This window comes from Streptomyces sp. NPDC050448 (assembly GCF_040655295.1).
Taxonomy (GTDB): Bacteria; Actinomycetota; Actinomycetes; order Streptomycetales; family Streptomycetaceae; genus Streptomyces.
Window position 1 is genome coordinate 548,071 of the sequence record NZ_JBFAJR010000001.1, and the last position, 16,057, is coordinate 564,127.

Annotated in this window: 15 protein-coding genes; 6 read left to right on the forward strand and 9 right to left on the reverse strand. The window is 73.4% G+C overall.

Features of this window, described 5'->3' with window-relative positions; all coding sequences use genetic code 11:
• Nucleotides 1-9: 9 nt before the first annotated feature.
• The 4 genes from AB0I68_RS02530 to AB0I68_RS02545 all read right to left on the reverse strand — a co-directional run bounded on the left by AB0I68_RS02530 (nucleotide 10) and on the right by AB0I68_RS02545 (nucleotide 5,038).
• Nucleotides 10-2,142, reverse strand: coding sequence for an acyl-CoA dehydrogenase family protein (locus AB0I68_RS02530; protein ID WP_363175309.1), 2,133 nt, complete (start codon nucleotides 2,140-2,142; stop codon nucleotides 10-12).
• A 309-nt stretch (nucleotides 2,143-2,451) separates the two neighbouring features.
• A complete protein-coding gene (locus AB0I68_RS02535) occupies nucleotides 2,452-3,969 on the reverse strand; it encodes a serine/threonine-protein kinase (protein ID WP_363175310.1) in 1,518 nt (505 codons plus the stop codon).
• On the reverse strand, nucleotides 3,970-4,230 hold the full coding sequence (locus tag AB0I68_RS02540) for a DUF397 domain-containing protein (protein WP_363175311.1): 261 nt from the start codon (nucleotides 4,228-4,230) through the stop codon (nucleotides 3,970-3,972). It lies immediately after the preceding gene.
• Complete coding sequence (locus tag AB0I68_RS02545; protein ID WP_363175312.1) at nucleotides 4,190-5,038, reverse strand: helix-turn-helix transcriptional regulator; 849 nt, start codon at nucleotides 5,036-5,038, stop codon at nucleotides 4,190-4,192. Before AB0I68_RS02545 ends, AB0I68_RS02540 begins: the two co-directional genes overlap by 41 nt.
• A gap of 135 nt (nucleotides 5,039-5,173) precedes the next feature.
• Here AB0I68_RS02545 and AB0I68_RS02550 point away from each other — a divergent pair, with 135 nt between their 5' ends.
• Both AB0I68_RS02550 and AB0I68_RS02555 read left to right on the forward strand, forming a co-directional pair.
• A complete protein-coding gene (locus AB0I68_RS02550; protein ID WP_363175378.1) occupies nucleotides 5,174-5,593 on the forward strand; it encodes an ATP-binding protein in 420 nt (139 codons plus the stop codon).
• Nucleotides 5,594-5,646: 53 nt separating this feature from the next.
• Nucleotides 5,647-6,660 carry a polyprenyl synthetase family protein gene (locus AB0I68_RS02555; protein ID WP_363175313.1) on the forward strand — a complete coding sequence of 338 codons (1,014 nt, stop codon included), beginning with the start codon at nucleotides 5,647-5,649 and terminating at the stop codon, nucleotides 6,658-6,660.
• A gap of 18 nt (nucleotides 6,661-6,678) precedes the next feature.
• On the opposite strand, the gene AB0I68_RS02560 is transcribed toward AB0I68_RS02555, so the two are convergent.
• Complete coding sequence (locus tag AB0I68_RS02560; protein ID WP_363175314.1) at nucleotides 6,679-8,340, reverse strand: serine/threonine-protein kinase; 1,662 nt, start codon at nucleotides 8,338-8,340, stop codon at nucleotides 6,679-6,681.
• A 458-nt stretch (nucleotides 8,341-8,798) separates the two neighbouring features.
• On the opposite strand from AB0I68_RS02560, the gene AB0I68_RS02565 reads away from it, so the two are divergent.
• The 4 genes from AB0I68_RS02565 (at nucleotide 8,799) to AB0I68_RS02580 (ending at nucleotide 12,909) form a co-directional block, all read left to right on the forward strand.
• Nucleotides 8,799-9,440: a class I SAM-dependent methyltransferase gene (locus tag AB0I68_RS02565; RefSeq protein ID WP_363175315.1), complete on the forward strand. Its 642-nt coding sequence runs from the start codon at nucleotides 8,799-8,801 to the stop codon at nucleotides 9,438-9,440.
• Between the two features lie 445 nt (nucleotides 9,441-9,885).
• A complete protein-coding gene (locus AB0I68_RS02570) occupies nucleotides 9,886-10,845 on the forward strand; it encodes an N-acetylmuramoyl-L-alanine amidase (RefSeq protein WP_363175316.1) in 960 nt (319 codons plus the stop codon).
• 135 nt (nucleotides 10,846-10,980) lie between these two features.
• Nucleotides 10,981-11,784, forward strand: coding sequence for a hypothetical protein (locus AB0I68_RS02575; protein WP_363175317.1), 804 nt, complete (start codon nucleotides 10,981-10,983; stop codon nucleotides 11,782-11,784).
• Nucleotides 11,785-11,898: 114 nt separating this feature from the next.
• Entirely contained in the window at nucleotides 11,899-12,909 is a 1,011-nt protein-coding gene (locus AB0I68_RS02580) for an LLM class F420-dependent oxidoreductase (protein WP_363175318.1), read from the forward strand.
• On the opposite strand, the gene AB0I68_RS02585 is transcribed toward AB0I68_RS02580, so the two are convergent.
• The 4 genes from AB0I68_RS02585 to AB0I68_RS02600 form a co-directional block, all read right to left on the reverse strand.
• Entirely contained in the window at nucleotides 12,906-13,328 is a 423-nt protein-coding gene (locus tag AB0I68_RS02585) for a hypothetical protein (RefSeq protein ID WP_363175319.1), read from the reverse strand. The genes AB0I68_RS02580 and AB0I68_RS02585 overlap by 4 nt on opposite strands.
• A 95-nt stretch (nucleotides 13,329-13,423) precedes the next feature.
• On the reverse strand, nucleotides 13,424-14,062 hold the full coding sequence (locus AB0I68_RS02590; RefSeq protein ID WP_363175379.1) for a hypothetical protein: 639 nt from the start codon (nucleotides 14,060-14,062) through the stop codon (nucleotides 13,424-13,426).
• 153 nt (nucleotides 14,063-14,215) lie between these two features.
• A complete protein-coding gene (locus tag AB0I68_RS02595) occupies nucleotides 14,216-15,298 on the reverse strand; it encodes a prenyltransferase (protein WP_363175320.1) in 1,083 nt (360 codons plus the stop codon).
• Nucleotides 15,295-16,029: a class I SAM-dependent methyltransferase gene (locus AB0I68_RS02600; protein WP_030156375.1), complete on the reverse strand. Its 735-nt coding sequence runs from the start codon at nucleotides 16,027-16,029 to the stop codon at nucleotides 15,295-15,297. The genes AB0I68_RS02595 and AB0I68_RS02600 overlap by 4 nt, the downstream gene beginning before the upstream one ends.
• Between the last annotated feature and the right edge of the window lie 28 nt (nucleotides 16,030-16,057).

Consider the following 16,057-nt stretch of genomic DNA (forward strand, 5'->3'; position numbering starts at 1 on the left):
CGACAACTCCTAGTCCCTGGGGAGGCCGAGGATCCGCTCGGCGACGACGTTGAGCTGGACCTGCGTGGTGCCCCCGGCGATGGTCAGGCAGCGGGACATGAGCATCCCGTGCACCGCCCGCTCCCCCGCCCCTTCCCGCACCGCGCCCGCCGGGCCGAGCAGTTCGAGCGCGAGCTCGGCGGTCCGCTGCTGGTGCGGGGTCTGGACGAGCTTGCGTACGGAGGCACCGGCGCCCGGCTCCAGCCCCGACACCTGCTGGAGGGTGGTGCGCAGCCCGATGCAGGCCAGGGCGTGCGCCTCGGCGGTGAGCACCCCGATCCGGGCCCGGTACGCGCCGTCGAGCTCGGCGGAGGCGGCAAGGAGCGCTTCCAGGCCGGTGCCGAAGGTCATCTGGTCGGCCATGTGGACCCGCTCGTTGCCGAGCGTGTTGCGGGCGACCTTCCACCCGTCGCCGGGCGCGCCGACGAGGGCGTCCGCGGGCAGCAGGACGTCGTCGAACCAGACCTCGTTGAAGAGGGCCTCGCCGGTGATCTCCTTGAGCGGGCGCACGTCGATGCCTGGGCTGTTTCGCATGTCGACGACGAAGTAGCCGAGCCCCTTGTGCTTGGGGGCGGCCGGGTCGGTCCGGGCGAGCAGGATCCCGAAGTCGGCGCTGTGCGCGGAACTCGTCCACACCTTCTGCCCGTTCACCTTCCAGGAGCCGTCCGCCGTCCGCTCCGCCCTGGTCCGCAGCGAGGCCAGGTCCGAGCCCGCCTCCGGCTCGGAGAACAGCTGGCACCAGGTGACGTCCCCGCGCAGGGTCGGCAGCACGAACCGCTCCCGCTGCGCCTCGGTCCCGTAGGCGAGCAGCGAGGGCACGACCCAGGTGGCGATCCCGAGGTCGGCGAGCTTGATCCCGGCCGCGCGCAGTTCCTGCTGCACGACGAGCTGCTCGACCGGCCCGGCGCCGAGCCCGTAGGGCGGCGGGAGGTACGGGGCCGCGTACCCGGTGGGTGCCAGGATCCGGCGGGCGGCCGCCGGGTCGAGTCCGCGCGCGTCCTCGATGGCGGTACGGGCCTTCGCGCGGTGGGTCTCCGCCTCGACCGGCAGTTCCAGGCGCAGCTCGCGCCGGGCTCCGGCGGCCGCGAGCCGGACGGCCCGCACCCGGTGCCCGTCGCCGGGCCCGAGGAGCTGGCGGGCGACCAGGGCCCGGCGCAGGTGGATGTGCGCGTCGTGTTCCCAGGTGAAGCCGATCCCGCCGAGGACCTGGATGCAGTCCTTGGCGCAGGAGTGGGCGGCGTCGAGCGCGCCCCCGGCGGCCAGCGCGGCCACGAGCGAGCGCACCTCGGCCGGCTCGTCCATCGCCTGGGCGGCGTCCCAGGCCAGGGCGCGGGCCTGTTCGAGGCGCACCAGCATGTCGGCGCACAGGTGCTTGATCCCCTGGAACTGCCCGATGGGCCGGCCGAACTGCTCGCGGACCTTCGCGTACTCGGCGGCGGTGTGCAGCGCCCAGGCGGCGGTGCCGCAGGCGTCGGCGGCGAACAGGGCGCAGGCCAGGTCCCGGACCAGGGCCGCGTCCAGGCGGAGGAGGCGGCCGGGCGCCACGGTGACGGCGCGGGCCCGGACCTCGGCGGTGGGCCGGGTCGGGTCGGCGCTGTCGTGCGTACGGATGTCCAGCGCGGCGGCGTCCACGGCGAACCAGCACGTGCCGTGCGCGGCTTCGGCGGCGAGCAGGACGAGGTCGGCTTCCCCGGCGCCGAGCACCGGCGGCGCGACGCCGTCGAGCAGGTGCCCGCCGCCCTCGACGGCGACGGCGGTCAGGGTCCCCGGGCCGAGGGCGACCGCGCCGATCCGGCCCGCGAGGGGCTCGGCCCCGGCCCGGTCGAGCAGGACGGAGGCCAGCGCGCTCGGCAGGAACGCCCCGGGCAGCGCCGCCCGCGCGGCCTCCTCCACCACGACGGCGAGGTCGAGCAGGGTCCCGCCCTCCAGATGCGGCTCCAGCAGCCCGGACTCCGCGAGCGCATCCCACCAGGAGGGCCGTGCCCCGGTCTGCGGCGGGCTGTCGAGCAGCTTGCGCACCTCCTCGGGCGGCACGGCCCGCGCCACCCAGCCGCGTACGGCCTCGGCCAACTCCCGCTGTTCCCCAGTGATTCCGATGCCCATGGGCAGGCAGGCTAGAACACGTTCCATTCTGACGGAAGGTCAGAACGAGAACGCGTTCTTCTTCGAGTCGGCGTCCGGGCCGACCGGCTGAGGAACGGTGGCGGTCGCCGCGTCGGGGAGGGCGGCGTCGATCAGGGGCGCGGTGCGGCCGCCGGCCACCCGCAGTGCCGCCGGCCCATCCCGCCCCGGTCGAGCACCGCAACCGTCCGGAACGGCCCCACGGTCACGGTCATGGGCTGTTCCGCCTGAATTGCCTCCGCGCACCGTCCCCCTGCCCCTCCCCTGAGCACGAAGGGACCTTGCCGGGGGTCACTTCCCCAGGGCGGCTTGGGCCAAGCTCTTACCGTCGCCCTCGCAGTCCGATGAACCGTCCTGCGGGGTGCCGAGGTGCACCGTGACGCCGAGATTGCGGTCTCGCATCTTGACGATGCAGTCGTAGGGCTGGTTCTTCTCGTACGCGTAGGGCTCCGGATACTCCGTCTTCGCGGCCTCGGCATCGGGCGCCAGGTCCCACTGGACCATCGCGTAACGACCGCTCGACCCCACGGTCGGCCACTCGCACGTCGTCCGCGCGCCGGAAGAGCCCTCGGCGTGGCCGTCCTGGAGGACATTGCGGCCCGCGGGCATCTTCGACGTGAGCTCTTCGCAGGTGCCGAGCTTCTTGTAGTTCCCGTTCCCATCCCCCCACAGCGTGTACGCCCCGCCGCCGAGGGCGGCCACGAGCACGAGCGCGAACGCGGCGAGCGGGACCGCACGCCTGCGCGGTCGCGGTGCGGCGGAGGCCGGAACCGCAGAGGCCGGCACAGCAGAAGCCGGCACGGGAGAGGCCGGCACGGCAGAAGCCAGCACGGGAGAGGCCGGCACGGGAGAGGCCGGCACGGCAGCGATCGCGGGCTCCGGTACGACTTCCGGCACCGGCTCCATCTCGGCCTGCGGGCCGTCCACCAGCCGGCCGACGTCGCCCCGCCGGGCCTCGATCATCCGGTACACGGCAGGCGGCCACGGGCGCCCGGCCGGGGCCACCGGGCCGATCAGCTCCAGGAGTTGCGCCGGGGTGGGCCGGCCCTCCGGCCGCTTGGCCAGGCACCGCTCGATCAATGGCCGCAGTCCCGCCGGAACCGCGGCCAGTTGGGGCTCTGCGTGAACGACGTTGTACAGCGTCTGGAAGGTCGAGTTCCCTGCGAACGGGCTGCACCCGGTCGCCGCCAGCACGAGCACGGAGCCCAGCGAGAACACATCGCCGGCCGGGGTAAGTTCCCGGCTCTCGGCCTGCTCGGGCGACATGAACGAGGGCGAGCCGACCACCCAGCCGGTCCGGGTGAGCTCCGTGGCGCCCTCGCCCTCGACCACCCGCGAGATCCCGAAGTCGATGACCCGGATGCCGTCCTCGGCCAGCAGCACGTTGTCCGGCTTGAGATCCCGGTGGACCAGGCCCACCCGGTGGATCTCCATCAGCGCCGTCGCGAGTCCGGCCGCGAGCCGGCGTACGGCGCCCTCGGGGAGCGGGCCGACCTCCTGCACGGCCGCGCCGAGCGACGGCCCCGTCACGAACACGGAGGCCAGCCATGGCGTCTCCGCGTCCGCGTCGGCGTCCATCACGGCGGCCGTGTAGGCCCCGGACACCTTCCGGGAGGCGGCCACCTCCCGCCGGAACCGGATCCGGAAGTCGTCGTCGGTGGCGAGATGGGCGTGGATCTGCTTGACCACCACCAGCCGCCCATCGGGCGACGCCCCGAGCAGCACCCGGCCCATACCGCCCCGGCCCAACTCGGCCAGCAGGCGGTACGGACCGGCCACCTCCGGGTCGGCCGCCGCCAACGGCTTCATTCAGAGCCCGCGCACGAACGCGTCGAAGGCGGCGGGGCTCACGGTGAAGGCGGGGCCGTCGGGGTTCTTGGAGTCCCGCACGGCGATCCGGCAGGGCTGGGCGGCCACCTCGACACACTCACCGCCGGTGTCACCGCTATACGAGGCCTTGCGCCAGGCGGCGGCGCCGAGGGGGGCACACTCGACGCAATCGCCGCCGTTGGTTCCGCTGTAGGACGACTTACGCCACTGCACGTCCGTCAGCTGCAGGCTGGTCCCCATAACGCTCCTCCATCACGCGAGCAATCAGCGCCGCCGAGTCCGCGGGGGACAGGGCCGTGGCCTGCAAGCGAGCGTATCCGACGGAACGCTCCCTGATCACTTGCGGGTTGGCCGTCATATGACCGGAGTCATAGCTCTCCGCGTAGAAGAGATCAGGGTCATCGTCGAAGCGGAGAAGGTTGAACGATCCCATCATCCCCGCGTGCTCGCCTGCCGAGAAGGGCAGGATCTGGACCTGGACCCATGGCCGGTGCCGGAATCCCAACAAGTGAGTCAGTTGGTTCCGCATGATCTCGCGACTGCCGACTTGGCGGTGCAGAAGCGCCTCGTCCAACACCACACACAGCACTGGGGGCTGCTCACGAAGCAGGATGCGCTGTCGCTCCATGCGAGCCGCCAGCTGCTCATCTTCACCATCCGGATAGCCGACCCGTAGCAACGCCCGCGCGTAGTCCTCCGTCTGCAACAAGCCGTACACCACCTGCGACTGGAAGGCGGAGATGTACGAGGCCCGCGCCTCCATCTCCGCATACGCCTGGAACCAGTGCGGCAGCTGACTCCGCAGCACCAGCCCCACCAGCCGCGAGAACACCCCGTCCGTTTCGAGCGCCGCGTCCACCCGCTCCGAGAAGTCCCGGGTCGGTACCTTCCTCGCCGTCTCGATCTGACCGATCAGCGAGGCCGTGCAGAAGACGTTGCTCCCGAGCTGCCCCTGTTTCAGTCGGGCATCCTCCCTCAGGCGGCGCAGTTCCGCGCCGTAGTAGTCCAGCGGGGACGCGCTGGGATCGAGATCGCGGATGTTGACCATGAGGCGGTCACCCCCAAGTACACGCCGTACGGCGTTCGTTTCGGTCCGTAGCCGAGCGTAACCACGTCACTGCACGCTGGTGACGTGAATCACGTAACTGAGTACTCAGCAAGCGAAGTTGGCGAGAGCTACCGCATGGGCTTCACCGTCGGTGAGCACTCGGCCCGGCACATGCGGCGCATCCTGCGGATCTACCTGGCCAGTTGGGGCCTGGCCGGGCTGACGCACGCCGCCGAGCTGGCCCTGACCGAGCTCGTCGCCAATGTCGTCCGCCATGTCCCCGGCCGGGCCTGCTCGGTGCTCATCCTGTGCGGGCCGGAGGGCTTGCGGGTCGAGGTGACGGACACCTGCCCGAGCCCGGTGCGCGTGATGCGCGGTGACGGCACGGAGCTCGCCCGGGGCGGGCGCGGGCTGCTCCTGGTCGAGGCCGTGACCGACCGTTGGGGCGCGGAGCCGACGGCCACCGGCAAGACGGTGTGGTTCGAGTGCGACGGACCCTGCACCGCAAATCGGCCAGGGCCGAAAATCGCTCTAGATCCCCCCAGTACCAAATGATCCAATCTGGGGCGTTAACGCCGACCCCATTTCTTTCAGGAAGGAAAGCACCCGTGAATTCCGCGACGTACGTGGACCTGCACCGGCACGTCTCCTTGGACATCGAGGCGGAAATAGAGGCCGCCCTGTTACGACTCGCCCCCGCCTCGGGTACGAGCGCCGCCAAGAGCGCGGTGAGCAGACTCCTCCGGCATCAAAAACTGAGGCATCCGCTGTCGGTGCTCCCGATGATGGTGCACGCCATCGAGACGGGGGATCCCGGACCGGCCGTCCCGCTCTCCGCCGTGCACGTGCTGTGGTGGACCTCGGCCTGCTATCTCGACGACCTGGCCGACGGGCACGGCACGACCGCCTCCGGCGGCCTGGGACAGAACGAGGCGCTGCTGGCCTCGGTGCTCAGCGGCACGGTGCTCCCGATCCAGATCATCCGGTCCCTCCCGGTGCCGGCGGCGGTCCAGGGCGCCCTGACGGCCGAGATCGCGACCGGCTGGGTGGTGGGCACCGAGGGCCAGCTGAGCGACATCGACGCGGACGCCGACCGCGCCACCCGGAAAACGGTGATCACGGCCTACCGCGGGAAATCCGGCGGGCCCTTCTCGATGATCACGACAATGGCTGCGGCATTGTCGGGCGCGAGTGACGAAAGAGTGGAACTGTGGCGGGAGTTCGGTTACATATTCGGCATCCTGTGGCAGATATTCAACGACCAGGAAGACATCCTGTCCGGCCGCAATGAGGACCTCCTCAACGGGACGGTCACCTATCTGCTCACCTGCGTCCTCGATGACGCGCCCACGCCGCAGGCCCGGGAGGACATCCTGGGCTGGTGCGACGCCGCACGGCATTCCGAGGAGGCGCGCGCGGAGCTCACCCGCCTCCTCCTCGCGCCGGACGTGCTCGACCGCTACACCGCGGACCTCGACGCCTTCCGCGCCGAGGCGCACCGCCTGCTCACCGCCCTGGGCGGGGACGAGCGCCACCTGCCGATCATGCGGCACCTCGTGGACCACGCGGCGCAGATGCTCCTCCAGCCGGCCCTCGCCGCTCCGGTGGCGGCCTCCGCGTAGGCGGCCGTCCCGGGCTGATCAGCGGAGCACCGCCGCCAGCGCGGTTCGGGCGAGGTTCATGGCGTCCTGCTCACAGGACGAACCCGGGTGTCGCGCGAGCGCGAGCGTCACGCTGACGGTGAGGTTGCGGTCGCGGACGGCGAGAGCGCAGACGGTGGCAGACCCTTTGTCCACCCAGTAGGCCTCGTCACCGACACCGGTTGCGGGCCTGTTGCCGCTCCATGCCGCCCTGAAGCGGCTGCGCTGCTCGTCGAGCGCGTGGTCGAGTCCCCAGCCGCTGAGCAGCAGGTCCCACACGACCACTTCGGTCGGCGGCCCGGAGGGGCCGGAGGCATGCCAAGTGCAGCTGGTCTGCTTGGTGTCGACGTCCTCGGCATGGCGGTCCTCGGCCGCGGTCCGCCCGTCGGGCAACTTCGCTGCCATCTCCGCGCAGGTGGGAATCCCCGAGTACCTGTCGGCGACGGGGGATGCGGAAGCGGGAGCAGAAGCGGGAGCAGAAGCCGCCGCCGATCCGGTGGCCTTCCCCTTCCCGGCCGGGGATCCGGCCCCGCCCTCGGGCCACAGCGAGGAGGCCGCGGCGACGATGCCGGCCACCAGCACAGCGCCGGCCGCCACCCGTGCGGCCCGGCCCCAGGAGGCGGCCGGGCCCGTAGGCGCCGGCGGCACCACCGGCGGCGCCCCGTCGGAGACGTGGGCCCGAGCGGGGCACGGCTCGGTCTGCGGCTGCGGCTGCGGCTGCGGGTCCCGCTCCGGCTCCCGGTCCGGCGCCTTCGCGACCGCAGGGGCCTCGCCGCCGAGCAGCCGGTCGATCTCGGCCCGCTGCGCGGCGGTCATCTCGTACACGACGGGCGGCCACTGCCGACCGGCGGGAGCGACCGGACCGAGCAGGTCGAGCAGCCCGGCCGCAGTCGGGCGGGCGGCCGGGTCCTTGGCCAGGCACCGCTCGACCATCGGGCGCAGCCCGGACGGGACGCCGCTGAGGTCGGGTACGGCGTGGACCACGTCGTACAGCGTCTGAAGGGTCGATGTCCCCGCGAACGGACTGCTGCCGGTCGCAGCCTTGACCAGCACCGAGCCGAGGGAGAACACGTCGGCGGCCTGGGTCAGCTCCTTGCTCTCGGCCTGCTCCGGGGACATGAACGCGGGCGAGCCGATCACCCAGCCGGTCCGGGTCAGCCCGGTGCTGCCCTCGCCGTCCACCGCCCGTGCGATGCCGAAGTCGACGACCCGTACGCCGTCCTCGGCGAGCAGCACGTTGTCCGGCTTGAGGTCCCGGTGGATCAGCCCCGCCCGGTGGATCTCCGCCAGCGCCGAGGCCAGCCCCGCCGCGAGGCGGCGCAGGTACTCCTCGGACAGCACGCCGGCGGACTCCACCGCGGCCCCGAGCGAAGGCCCGGCCACGAACACGGAGGCGAGCCACGGGGTGGGGGCGTCCGCGTCGGAGTCCATCACGGCCGCGGTGTAGGCGCCGGACACCCGGCGCGAGGCCGTCACCTCGCGCCGGAACCGGGCGCGGAACCCGTCGTCGCGGGCGAAGCGGTCGTGCACCTGTTTGACGGCGACGAGCCGCCCGTCCGGCGCGGCGCCCAGCAGGACGCGGCCCATGCCGCCCTGCCCGAGCACACCGACCACCCGGAACGGCCCCACGTACGCCGGATCCGACGGACCCAGACGATCCATACCGGCCTGCCCCCTCCCCCGATAAGGAGGGGGATCATACCGAGACGCCACCACCCGGCCCCGCCGACGCTCGAGACACGGCACCCCAGGGACAGCCCCCGCAACCGCGCCACACCCACCCCGCGCCCGAGCGAAGCCCAACCCAACCCAGCCGACGCTCAAGACACGGGGCCCAGGGGCAGCCCCCGGCAACAGCGCTAACCCGCCCGGCCTCCGAGCCAAGCCCAACCCAGCCACGCCGGCGCTTGAGGCGCGGGGCCCAGGGGCAGCCCCCGGCAACAGCGCCACACCGGCACGGGGGTCCGGGCGGAGCCCGGGTGGAGGCGAAAGGGCGGGGCGGGGAGACGGCTCCGCGCAGCGGTACACCCGCCCCCGGAGGGCCCCGGCATGGTGCGCTACCAGCGGGTAAGGCACCATGGGCCGCCCACCCGCACCGCACCCCCACCCCGGAGGAACACATGGCCACCCCCAAGCCGGAGACCCTCGCCGCCTTCGAGGCCGCCAAGGGGTTCATGCCCGTACGCGAGGGCCTGGCCCTGTACGAGGCCGCCGCCGGAGCGGGGGCGCTGGGGCTGCCGCTGCTGGAGGTCGGCACGTACTGCGGGCGCTCCACGATCCTGCTGGCCGACGCCGCCCGCGAGGCCGGGGTGGCCGCCTTCACGGTCGACCACCACCGGGGCAGCGAGGAGCAGCAGCCGGGGTGGGAGTACCACGACCCGTCGGTCGTGGATCCGGAGGTCGGGCTGATGGACACCCTCCCGACCTTCCGCCGCACCCTGCACAAGGCCGGGCTGGAGGACCACGTCATCGCGATCGTGGGCCGCTCCCCGCAGGTCGCCGCGGCCTGGGGCGGCACGCTCGGCCTCGTCTTCATCGACGGCGGCCACACCGACGAGCACGCCACCCGCGACTACGAGGGCTGGGCCCCGCACGTCGCCGAGGGCGGCACGCTCGTCATCCACGACGTGTTCCCGGACCCGGCCGACGGCGGCCAGGCCCCGTACCGGATCTACCTGCGCGCCCTGGCCTCCGGCGCCTTCGAGGAGGTCTCGGTGACCGACTCCCTCCGCGTCCTGCGCCGCATCGCCCCGGGCATCTGAGAACCCCTGCCGGCCCGCGCCCGCCCCGCCCCGGCCAGGCACGGGCAGCGGCCCGACACGGCTGGGCCCGGGCAGCGGCCCTGCCCGGCAGCGGCAGCGGCAGCGGCCAGGCGCGGCCCGGAGACCCGGCGCAGCCCGGCCCGGCTGGGCCCGGCCGCCCCGGCCAGACGGGGCAGCGGCAGGCACGACAGCGGCACGACAGGCCCGGCCAGGCACGGCAAGGCAGCGGCCCGGCACGGCATGGCAGCGGCCCGGCACGCCAGCGGCCCGGCCCGGCAGCGGCGCGCGGGCGCGGGCAGCGCCAGCGGCCCGGCGAGGCAGCGGCCCGGCCCGGGCAGCGGCCCGGCCCGTCCGGGCTAATCCGCATATAGGCCGATAACCACACCACGCCCCCGGATGGCCCACGGTCCGCGCCAGCGGCCGGCAGCCGGTCTAGCATCGCGACGTGCCCTACGACGACAGCCCCCCCTCCCCCGAGTCCGCCTCCTCGGTCAGCCCGGAGCGGCGGTGGTTCGCACGCCGCTCCGGCCTCGCCGTCGGGGCCGCCGTGCTCGCCCCGACCGCCCTGGCCGGGTGGGTCCTCGTCCAGGTGACGACCGGGGCGGGGGCGGACGACGCCCGCCCGCCGCGGATCGTGATGCCGGCCGCCTCCGCGACGGACACCGCGGCCGCGACCGCCCCGCATGCCTCGGGCTCAGCCTCGGCCTCAGCCACCCGGGGCCCCGCCAAGGGCCCGCTCGCCGGCCGGACCGTGGTCATCGACCCCGGCCACAACACCGGCAACTTCAAGCACACCTCCGAGATCGACCAGAAGGTCGACATCGGCACCAACCTCAAGGAGTGCGACACCACCGGCACCACCACCAACTCCGGTTACATGGAGGCCGAGTTCACCCTCGACGTGTCCCGCCGGCTGCGTGCCGTCCTGGAGGCCAAGGGGCTGAAGGTGGTCCTCACCCACGAGGCCGACCGCCCCTGGGGCCCCTGCATCAACGAGCGCGCCCGCATCGGCAACGAGGCCGCCGCCGACGCCGTGGTCTCGGTCCACGCGGACGGCGTCTCCGAGGGCAACCGCGGCTACCACATCATCCTCCCGGCCAAGGTCAAGGGCGGCGCCGCGGACACCGCCCCGATCGTCGGACCCTCGCGGGACCTCGGCGAGCGGATCGCCTCGAACTTCGCCCGGACCACCGGCTCCGCCCCCGCCAACTACCTCGGCAGCGGCACCGGATTGGTCGTCCGCGACGATCTCGGCGGACTCAATCTCTCAACCCGGCCCAAGGTGTTCATCGAATGCGGCAACATGCGTGACGCCAAGGACGCGGCGCTGCTGACGAGTCCGGAGTGGCGGCAGAAGGCGGCCCAGGGCATCGCGGACGGCATCGTCGGCTTCTTGGGCGGGTAGTCCCACCGGGACAGCCTGCCGCCCCCGATCCTCTCGGCCGCGGGGAACCTCCGTACCATGGTCCCGCCCGCCCCGCTCCTGCACGTGCGACCGCGGCACCACGAGACGACCGAGACCGAGAAGGACACCTAAGACGTGAACATCCGCTCCCTCACTCGAGGCGACGGCGTGGTGATCGGAGCAGCGGCGCTGCTGTTCATCGCCTCGTTCCTCGATTTCTACACCGCGACCGGCGTGGACGCGCCCAGTGCGTGGGACACCGACTCGTTCGGTCTGGCGCTTCCCGCGATCTTCCTGCTCGGCTTCATCGCGGCCGGTCTGCTGATCGCGGGCCGCTTCCAGCCGGAGAGCCGCAAGCTCGCGGGCCTGCCGCTGGCCGCCTGGGGGACGGTGCTCGCGGTCGCGGCCGCCTGGTCCTCCCTCTGGGCCCTGATCATCACCCCGAGCCGCCTCAGCATCGGCGCGGGCTGCATCATCGCCTTCCTCGCCGCCCTCGCGCTGGCCGGTGTGGCCGTCGCGGGCGAGAAGGTCCCGGCGCTCGCCGGTGCGCTGATGCCGGAGCCGAAGCCCGTCGCCCCCGCGCCGTACGGGGCCCAGCCGCAGCCCGGCACCGGGTACGGCTACCCGGGCGGCCAGCAGCCGCAGCCGTACGGGGCCACCCCGCAGCCGATGCCGGCGTACGGCGGCACCCCGACCCCGGCTCCGGCCCCGCAGGACGCGGCGCCCGCCCCGGCGGCGGACTTCACCCCGTTCTGGTTCGCGGTTCCGGTGGCCCGCCCCCTCTTCCCCGAGGACGGCTCCCCCACCCCGCTCGCCGAACTCGCGCCGGGCACCTGGTACCTGGCGGTGGACCAGCGCGGCCCGGCCACGCTGATCGCCCAGACCCAGGACGGCCGCCGCGGCGTCCTGAACGACACCTCGGGCATCCAGCGCGGCTGACCCCGCGCCGGGCCGACCGGTGCAGCGCCTCGACGGCCCCCCGCCCTTCCGGGCGGGGGGCCGTTGCCCTACAGTCACCTGACGCATCGTCAGATACGGCTGGAGGGGACGCACATGCGCCTCGGACTCGCACTCGGCTACTGGGGCCGCGGCCCCGACCCGGCCCACCTCGAGCTCGCCACCGAGGCCGAGAACCTCGGCTACGACTCGGTGTGGACCGCCGAGGCCTGGGGCTCCGACGCCTTCACCCCGCTCACCTGGATCGCCGCGCACACCTCGCGGATCCGCCTCGGCACCGCCATCGCGCAGATGGCCGCCCGGACCCCCACCGCCACCGCCATGCACGCCCTGACCCTGGACCACCTCTCCGGCGGCCGGATGATGCTGGGCCTGGGCCTCTCCGGCCCCCAGGTGGTCGAGGGCTGGTACGGCCGCCCCTTCCCCGCGAGCCCGCTCACCGCGACCCGCGAGTACGTCGACGTCGTCCGCCAGGTGCTGCGCCGCGAGGGGCCCGTCACCCTCGACGGCCGCTTCCACAGCCACCCGTACCGCGGCGGGGACGGCACCGGCATCGGCAGACCGCTGAAGCCCATCACCCACCCCCTGCGCGCGGACCTGCCGGTCCTGCTGGGCGCCGAGGGCCCGAAGAACATCGCCCAGACGACCGGGATCGCGGACGGCTGGCTGCCCCTGTACTGGTCGCCGGCCCGCACCGACGTCTACCGGGCCTCCCTGGCCGACGTACCCGAAGGCTTCATGATCGCGCCCATGGCGCGGGCGAAGGTCTGCGACGACGTGGCCGAGGGTCTGCTGCCCGTCAAGGCGATGCTCGGCTTCTACATCGGCGGGATGGGCCACGCGGCCCGCAACTTCCACGCCGACCTGATGGCGCGGATGGGCTACGAGGAGGAGGCCCGCCGCATCCAGGAACTGTTCCTCGCCGGGCGCAGGGAGGAGGCGGTCCTCGCCGTCCCGGACGCGTTCGCCGACGAGATCTCCCTGATCGGGCCGCGCGAGCGGATCGCCGAACGCCTCGACCTGTGGCGGGGGGGCCCGGTCACCGACCTGCTCCTGACGGCCCCGGACCCGCACACCCTGCGCGTCCTCGCCGAGCTCAACAGCTAGGGGGTGTCCGCCCCGGACTGCGGGACGGCCTCCAGCAGCTCCCGCAGGTCCAGCGGCATGACGGCGATCTCGATGGTCCCGCCGTGCGCGCCGCCCGCGCCGCCCGCGCCGTTGCCGTACGCGCAGGCCACGATCCGCGATCCGGGGTTGATGGAGACGCCCTCCTTCACGGACGGCGCCCGCACCCCGGTGGACCGGCCGCCGGGCAGCGGTACGGGCTCACCGCGCCGGGGCACCCAGCGGGCCCCGCCGGGGCCGCCGAACACCCGGCCGATGCGCCAGCGGCCCGCGCCGGCCGGGTGCCGCGCCATGCACGGGATCCCTTCCGGGCTCCCGGCGGCGGGCCGCTGCCGATGCCTGCGTCGGACGAGCCACCCGGCCCCGACGGCGGCGGCCAGAGCCACCAGGAACTCGATCATCCGCCCATTGAAACAGGCGGGCGGACGAGCGGGACGGCAGGGCGGCGGGCCGGCCGGGCAACGCTGCCCGTCCGGCCCGCCGCCCCGCCGCAGGCCTATCCGCCGCTCAGCTGGGAGGTGCTCGGGACCTTGTCGGTCACCGTGGCGCCCGCGCTCTGACCGGCGTCCTTGACGCCGTTGATGACGTCCTCGAAGGAGCCGATGTCGGCATCGCCCGCGTCGCCCTTGCGCAGCTTGGAGCCGAGGCCCTTGAGGGACGCGATGCCCGCGGCCAGCGGGGCCACCGCCTTCGACAGCAGCGGGTCGCCCTTGGCGTTGTCCGCCGCCGCCTTCAGCCGGTTGTACACGAAGGCGCCCGCGAGGCCCGCCTTGACGAGCGCGAACGTACGGCCCTTGGCGCCCTTCTTGAACTTGCCCGCACGGTACGGCTTGATGATCCACTGGTACGTCGCCCCGGCCGCGAGACCCGCGTTGGCGACGAAGCGCGTCTTGGCGAACTTCTGCTTCTGTGCGGAGGTGCTGGGCGTGGGCTCGGCGGCGAGCGCCTCGTCGGCGACCTCCTGTGCGGTGACCGCCCCGTCGGCAGCAGCCGGCTCGGCCACGGATACGGGGACGGCCTCGCGCTGGCCCCTGCTGCCGCCGGCGCCGCTGCCGCATGCGGTGCCTCCGGCGACCAGCGCGGTGGACAGGGCCAGCGCCGTGACTGCGCGGCGGAGTCGGGAGGTTCTGGGTATGGACACGGTTTCCTCCGGGGAGTGAGGTGTCTCCCCGGCAGCGTCACCCGGGGCCCCGGGGTGCGCCACTTGGGGAACCCGTTCGGCTCTCCCGAGTGGCGCGGTCCGCGACCCGCCCGCATCATCCGGCCCGACGGGCCGTCGTACGGGGTCCTACCGGCAGCAGTCCGGCTCCAGTCCGGACGGCAGCTCCAGCCCCCCGAACACCGCCCCGGTGGCCTCGTCGCCGCCCAGCGCGGCCACGGCGAGCAGCAGCGACCCGGCCGTCCAGGTCGTCTGCTCGACCGGCCACACCGCCTTGTCCTCGAAGACGTAGCCCGTCCAGTACATGCCGTTGTCCGCGCGCAGGTGCGTGATCGACCGCAGGATCTCCAGCGCCCGGTCCGACTCGCCCATCGCCCACAGGGCGAGGGCCAACTCGCAGGACTCCCCGCCCGTCACCCACGGGTTCGGCAGGACGCAGCGCACTCCGAGGCCGGGGACGACGAACTCGTCCCAGCGCTCCTCGATCCGCACCTTCGCCTCCGCGCCGGTGAGCGCACCGCCCAGCACCGGGTAGTACCAGTCCATCGAGTACCGGGACTTGTCCAGGAACCGCTCCGGGTGCCGCCGGATCGCGTGCCCGAGGGACCCCGCCGCCAGCTCCCAGTCCGGCTGCGGCTCCTCGCGGTACTCGGCGATCGCCAGCGCGCACCGCAGCGCCTGGTGGATCGAGGAGGAGCCGGTGAGCAGCGCGTCCTTGACGGCCGAGCCGTCGGCCTCGCGCTTCCAGCCGATCTCGCCGCCCGGCTGCTGGAGTCCGAGTACGAACTCGGTCGCCGCGTAGACGACGGGCCACATGCGGTCCAGGAACGGGTCGTCGCCGGTGGCCAGGTAGTGGTGCCAGACCCCGACGGCTATGTACGCGACGAAGTTGCTCTCGCGGCTCGCGTCCTGCGGCTCGGCGGTGTCCACCCCGTCCGGCCGGTCGGCGTAGGCCGCGTACCAGGAGCCGTCGGCGTTCTGGTGGCGGGCCAGCCAGTCGTACGCCCGCTCCGCCGCCGCGTGCTCGCCCGCGGCGTCCAGCGCCATCGCGGCCTCGGTGTGGTCCCACGGGTCGAGGTGGTGCCCGCGGAACCACGGGATGGCCCCGTCGGAGCGCTGCGCGGCGAGGATGCCGGTCACCGTCCCGGCGGCCTCCTCGGCGGTCAGCACGCCGTCCAGGACCAGGCGTTCGGTGCGCCCGGGCGAGCTCACTTCGCCGCGCCGACGGGCAGGTGCGGCTTCGTCGCGTACGCCACGAAGCTCTTGCCGATGACCGGGTTGAGCGCCTGCTCCGCGAGCCGCGTGGCCAGCGGCTTCTTCATGATGTCCCAGACCAGGAGCTTGTGGTACGCCTTCACCGGCAGCGCCTTGTCGTTGTCGACGCCGAACGCGCACTTGAGCCACCAGTACGGGGAGTGCAGCCCGTGGGCGTGGTGCGTGCCGTACGGCTTGAGGCCGGCGGCCTCCATCTTGCCGAGCAGCTCGTCGGCCTTGTAGATGCGGATGTGGCCGCCCTCGACCTCGTGGTACGCGTCGCTCAGTGCCCAGCAGATCTTCTCCGGGCCGTAGCGCGGCACGGTGATGGCGATGCGGCCGCCCGGCTTGAGGACGCGGACCATCTCCGCGAGCACGCCCTTGTCGTCGGGGATGTGCTCCATCACCTCGGAGATGATGACGACGTCGAAGGACTCGTCGGGGAAGGGCAGGGCCAGCGCGTCGCCCTCCATGGCGGTGGCGGTGGCGCCGGCCGGGGCCTCGCCGGCCTCCTTCATGGCGGCGAACCACTTGGCGACCTCGCGGATCTCCTCGCCGTTGCGGTCGACTGCGACCACCTGGGCGCCGCGCCGGTAGCACTCGAAGGCGTGCCGGCCGGCGCCGCAGCCCAGATCGAGCACACGGTCGCCGGCGGCGAGCGGGAACCGGGAGAAATCGACGGTCAGCACGGGGTCCTGCCTTCGCGGTCGCGGGAGT

Coding starts and splice junctions, on each gene's coding strand:
- AB0I68_RS02530 (WP_363175309.1), bottom strand. CDS start 2,142: ATGGGCATCGGAATCACTGGGGAACAGCGGGAGTTGGCCGAGGCCGTA.
- AB0I68_RS02535 (WP_363175310.1), bottom strand. CDS start 3,969: ATGAAGCCGTTGGCGGCGGCCGACCCGGAGGTGGCCGGTCCGTACCGC.
- AB0I68_RS02540 (WP_363175311.1), bottom strand. CDS start 4,230: ATGGGGACCAGCCTGCAGCTGACGGACGTGCAGTGGCGTAAGTCGTCC.
- AB0I68_RS02545 (WP_363175312.1), bottom strand. CDS start 5,038: ATGGTCAACATCCGCGATCTCGATCCCAGCGCGTCCCCGCTGGACTAC.
- AB0I68_RS02550 (WP_363175378.1), top strand. CDS start 5,174: ATGGGCTTCACCGTCGGTGAGCACTCGGCCCGGCACATGCGGCGCATC.
- AB0I68_RS02560 (WP_363175314.1), bottom strand. CDS start 8,340: ATGGATCGTCTGGGTCCGTCGGATCCGGCGTACGTGGGGCCGTTCCGG.
- AB0I68_RS02565 (WP_363175315.1), top strand. CDS start 8,799: ATGGCCACCCCCAAGCCGGAGACCCTCGCCGCCTTCGAGGCCGCCAAG.
- AB0I68_RS02580 (WP_363175318.1), top strand. CDS start 11,899: ATGCGCCTCGGACTCGCACTCGGCTACTGGGGCCGCGGCCCCGACCCG.
- AB0I68_RS02585 (WP_363175319.1), bottom strand. CDS start 13,328: ATGATCGAGTTCCTGGTGGCTCTGGCCGCCGCCGTCGGGGCCGGGTGG.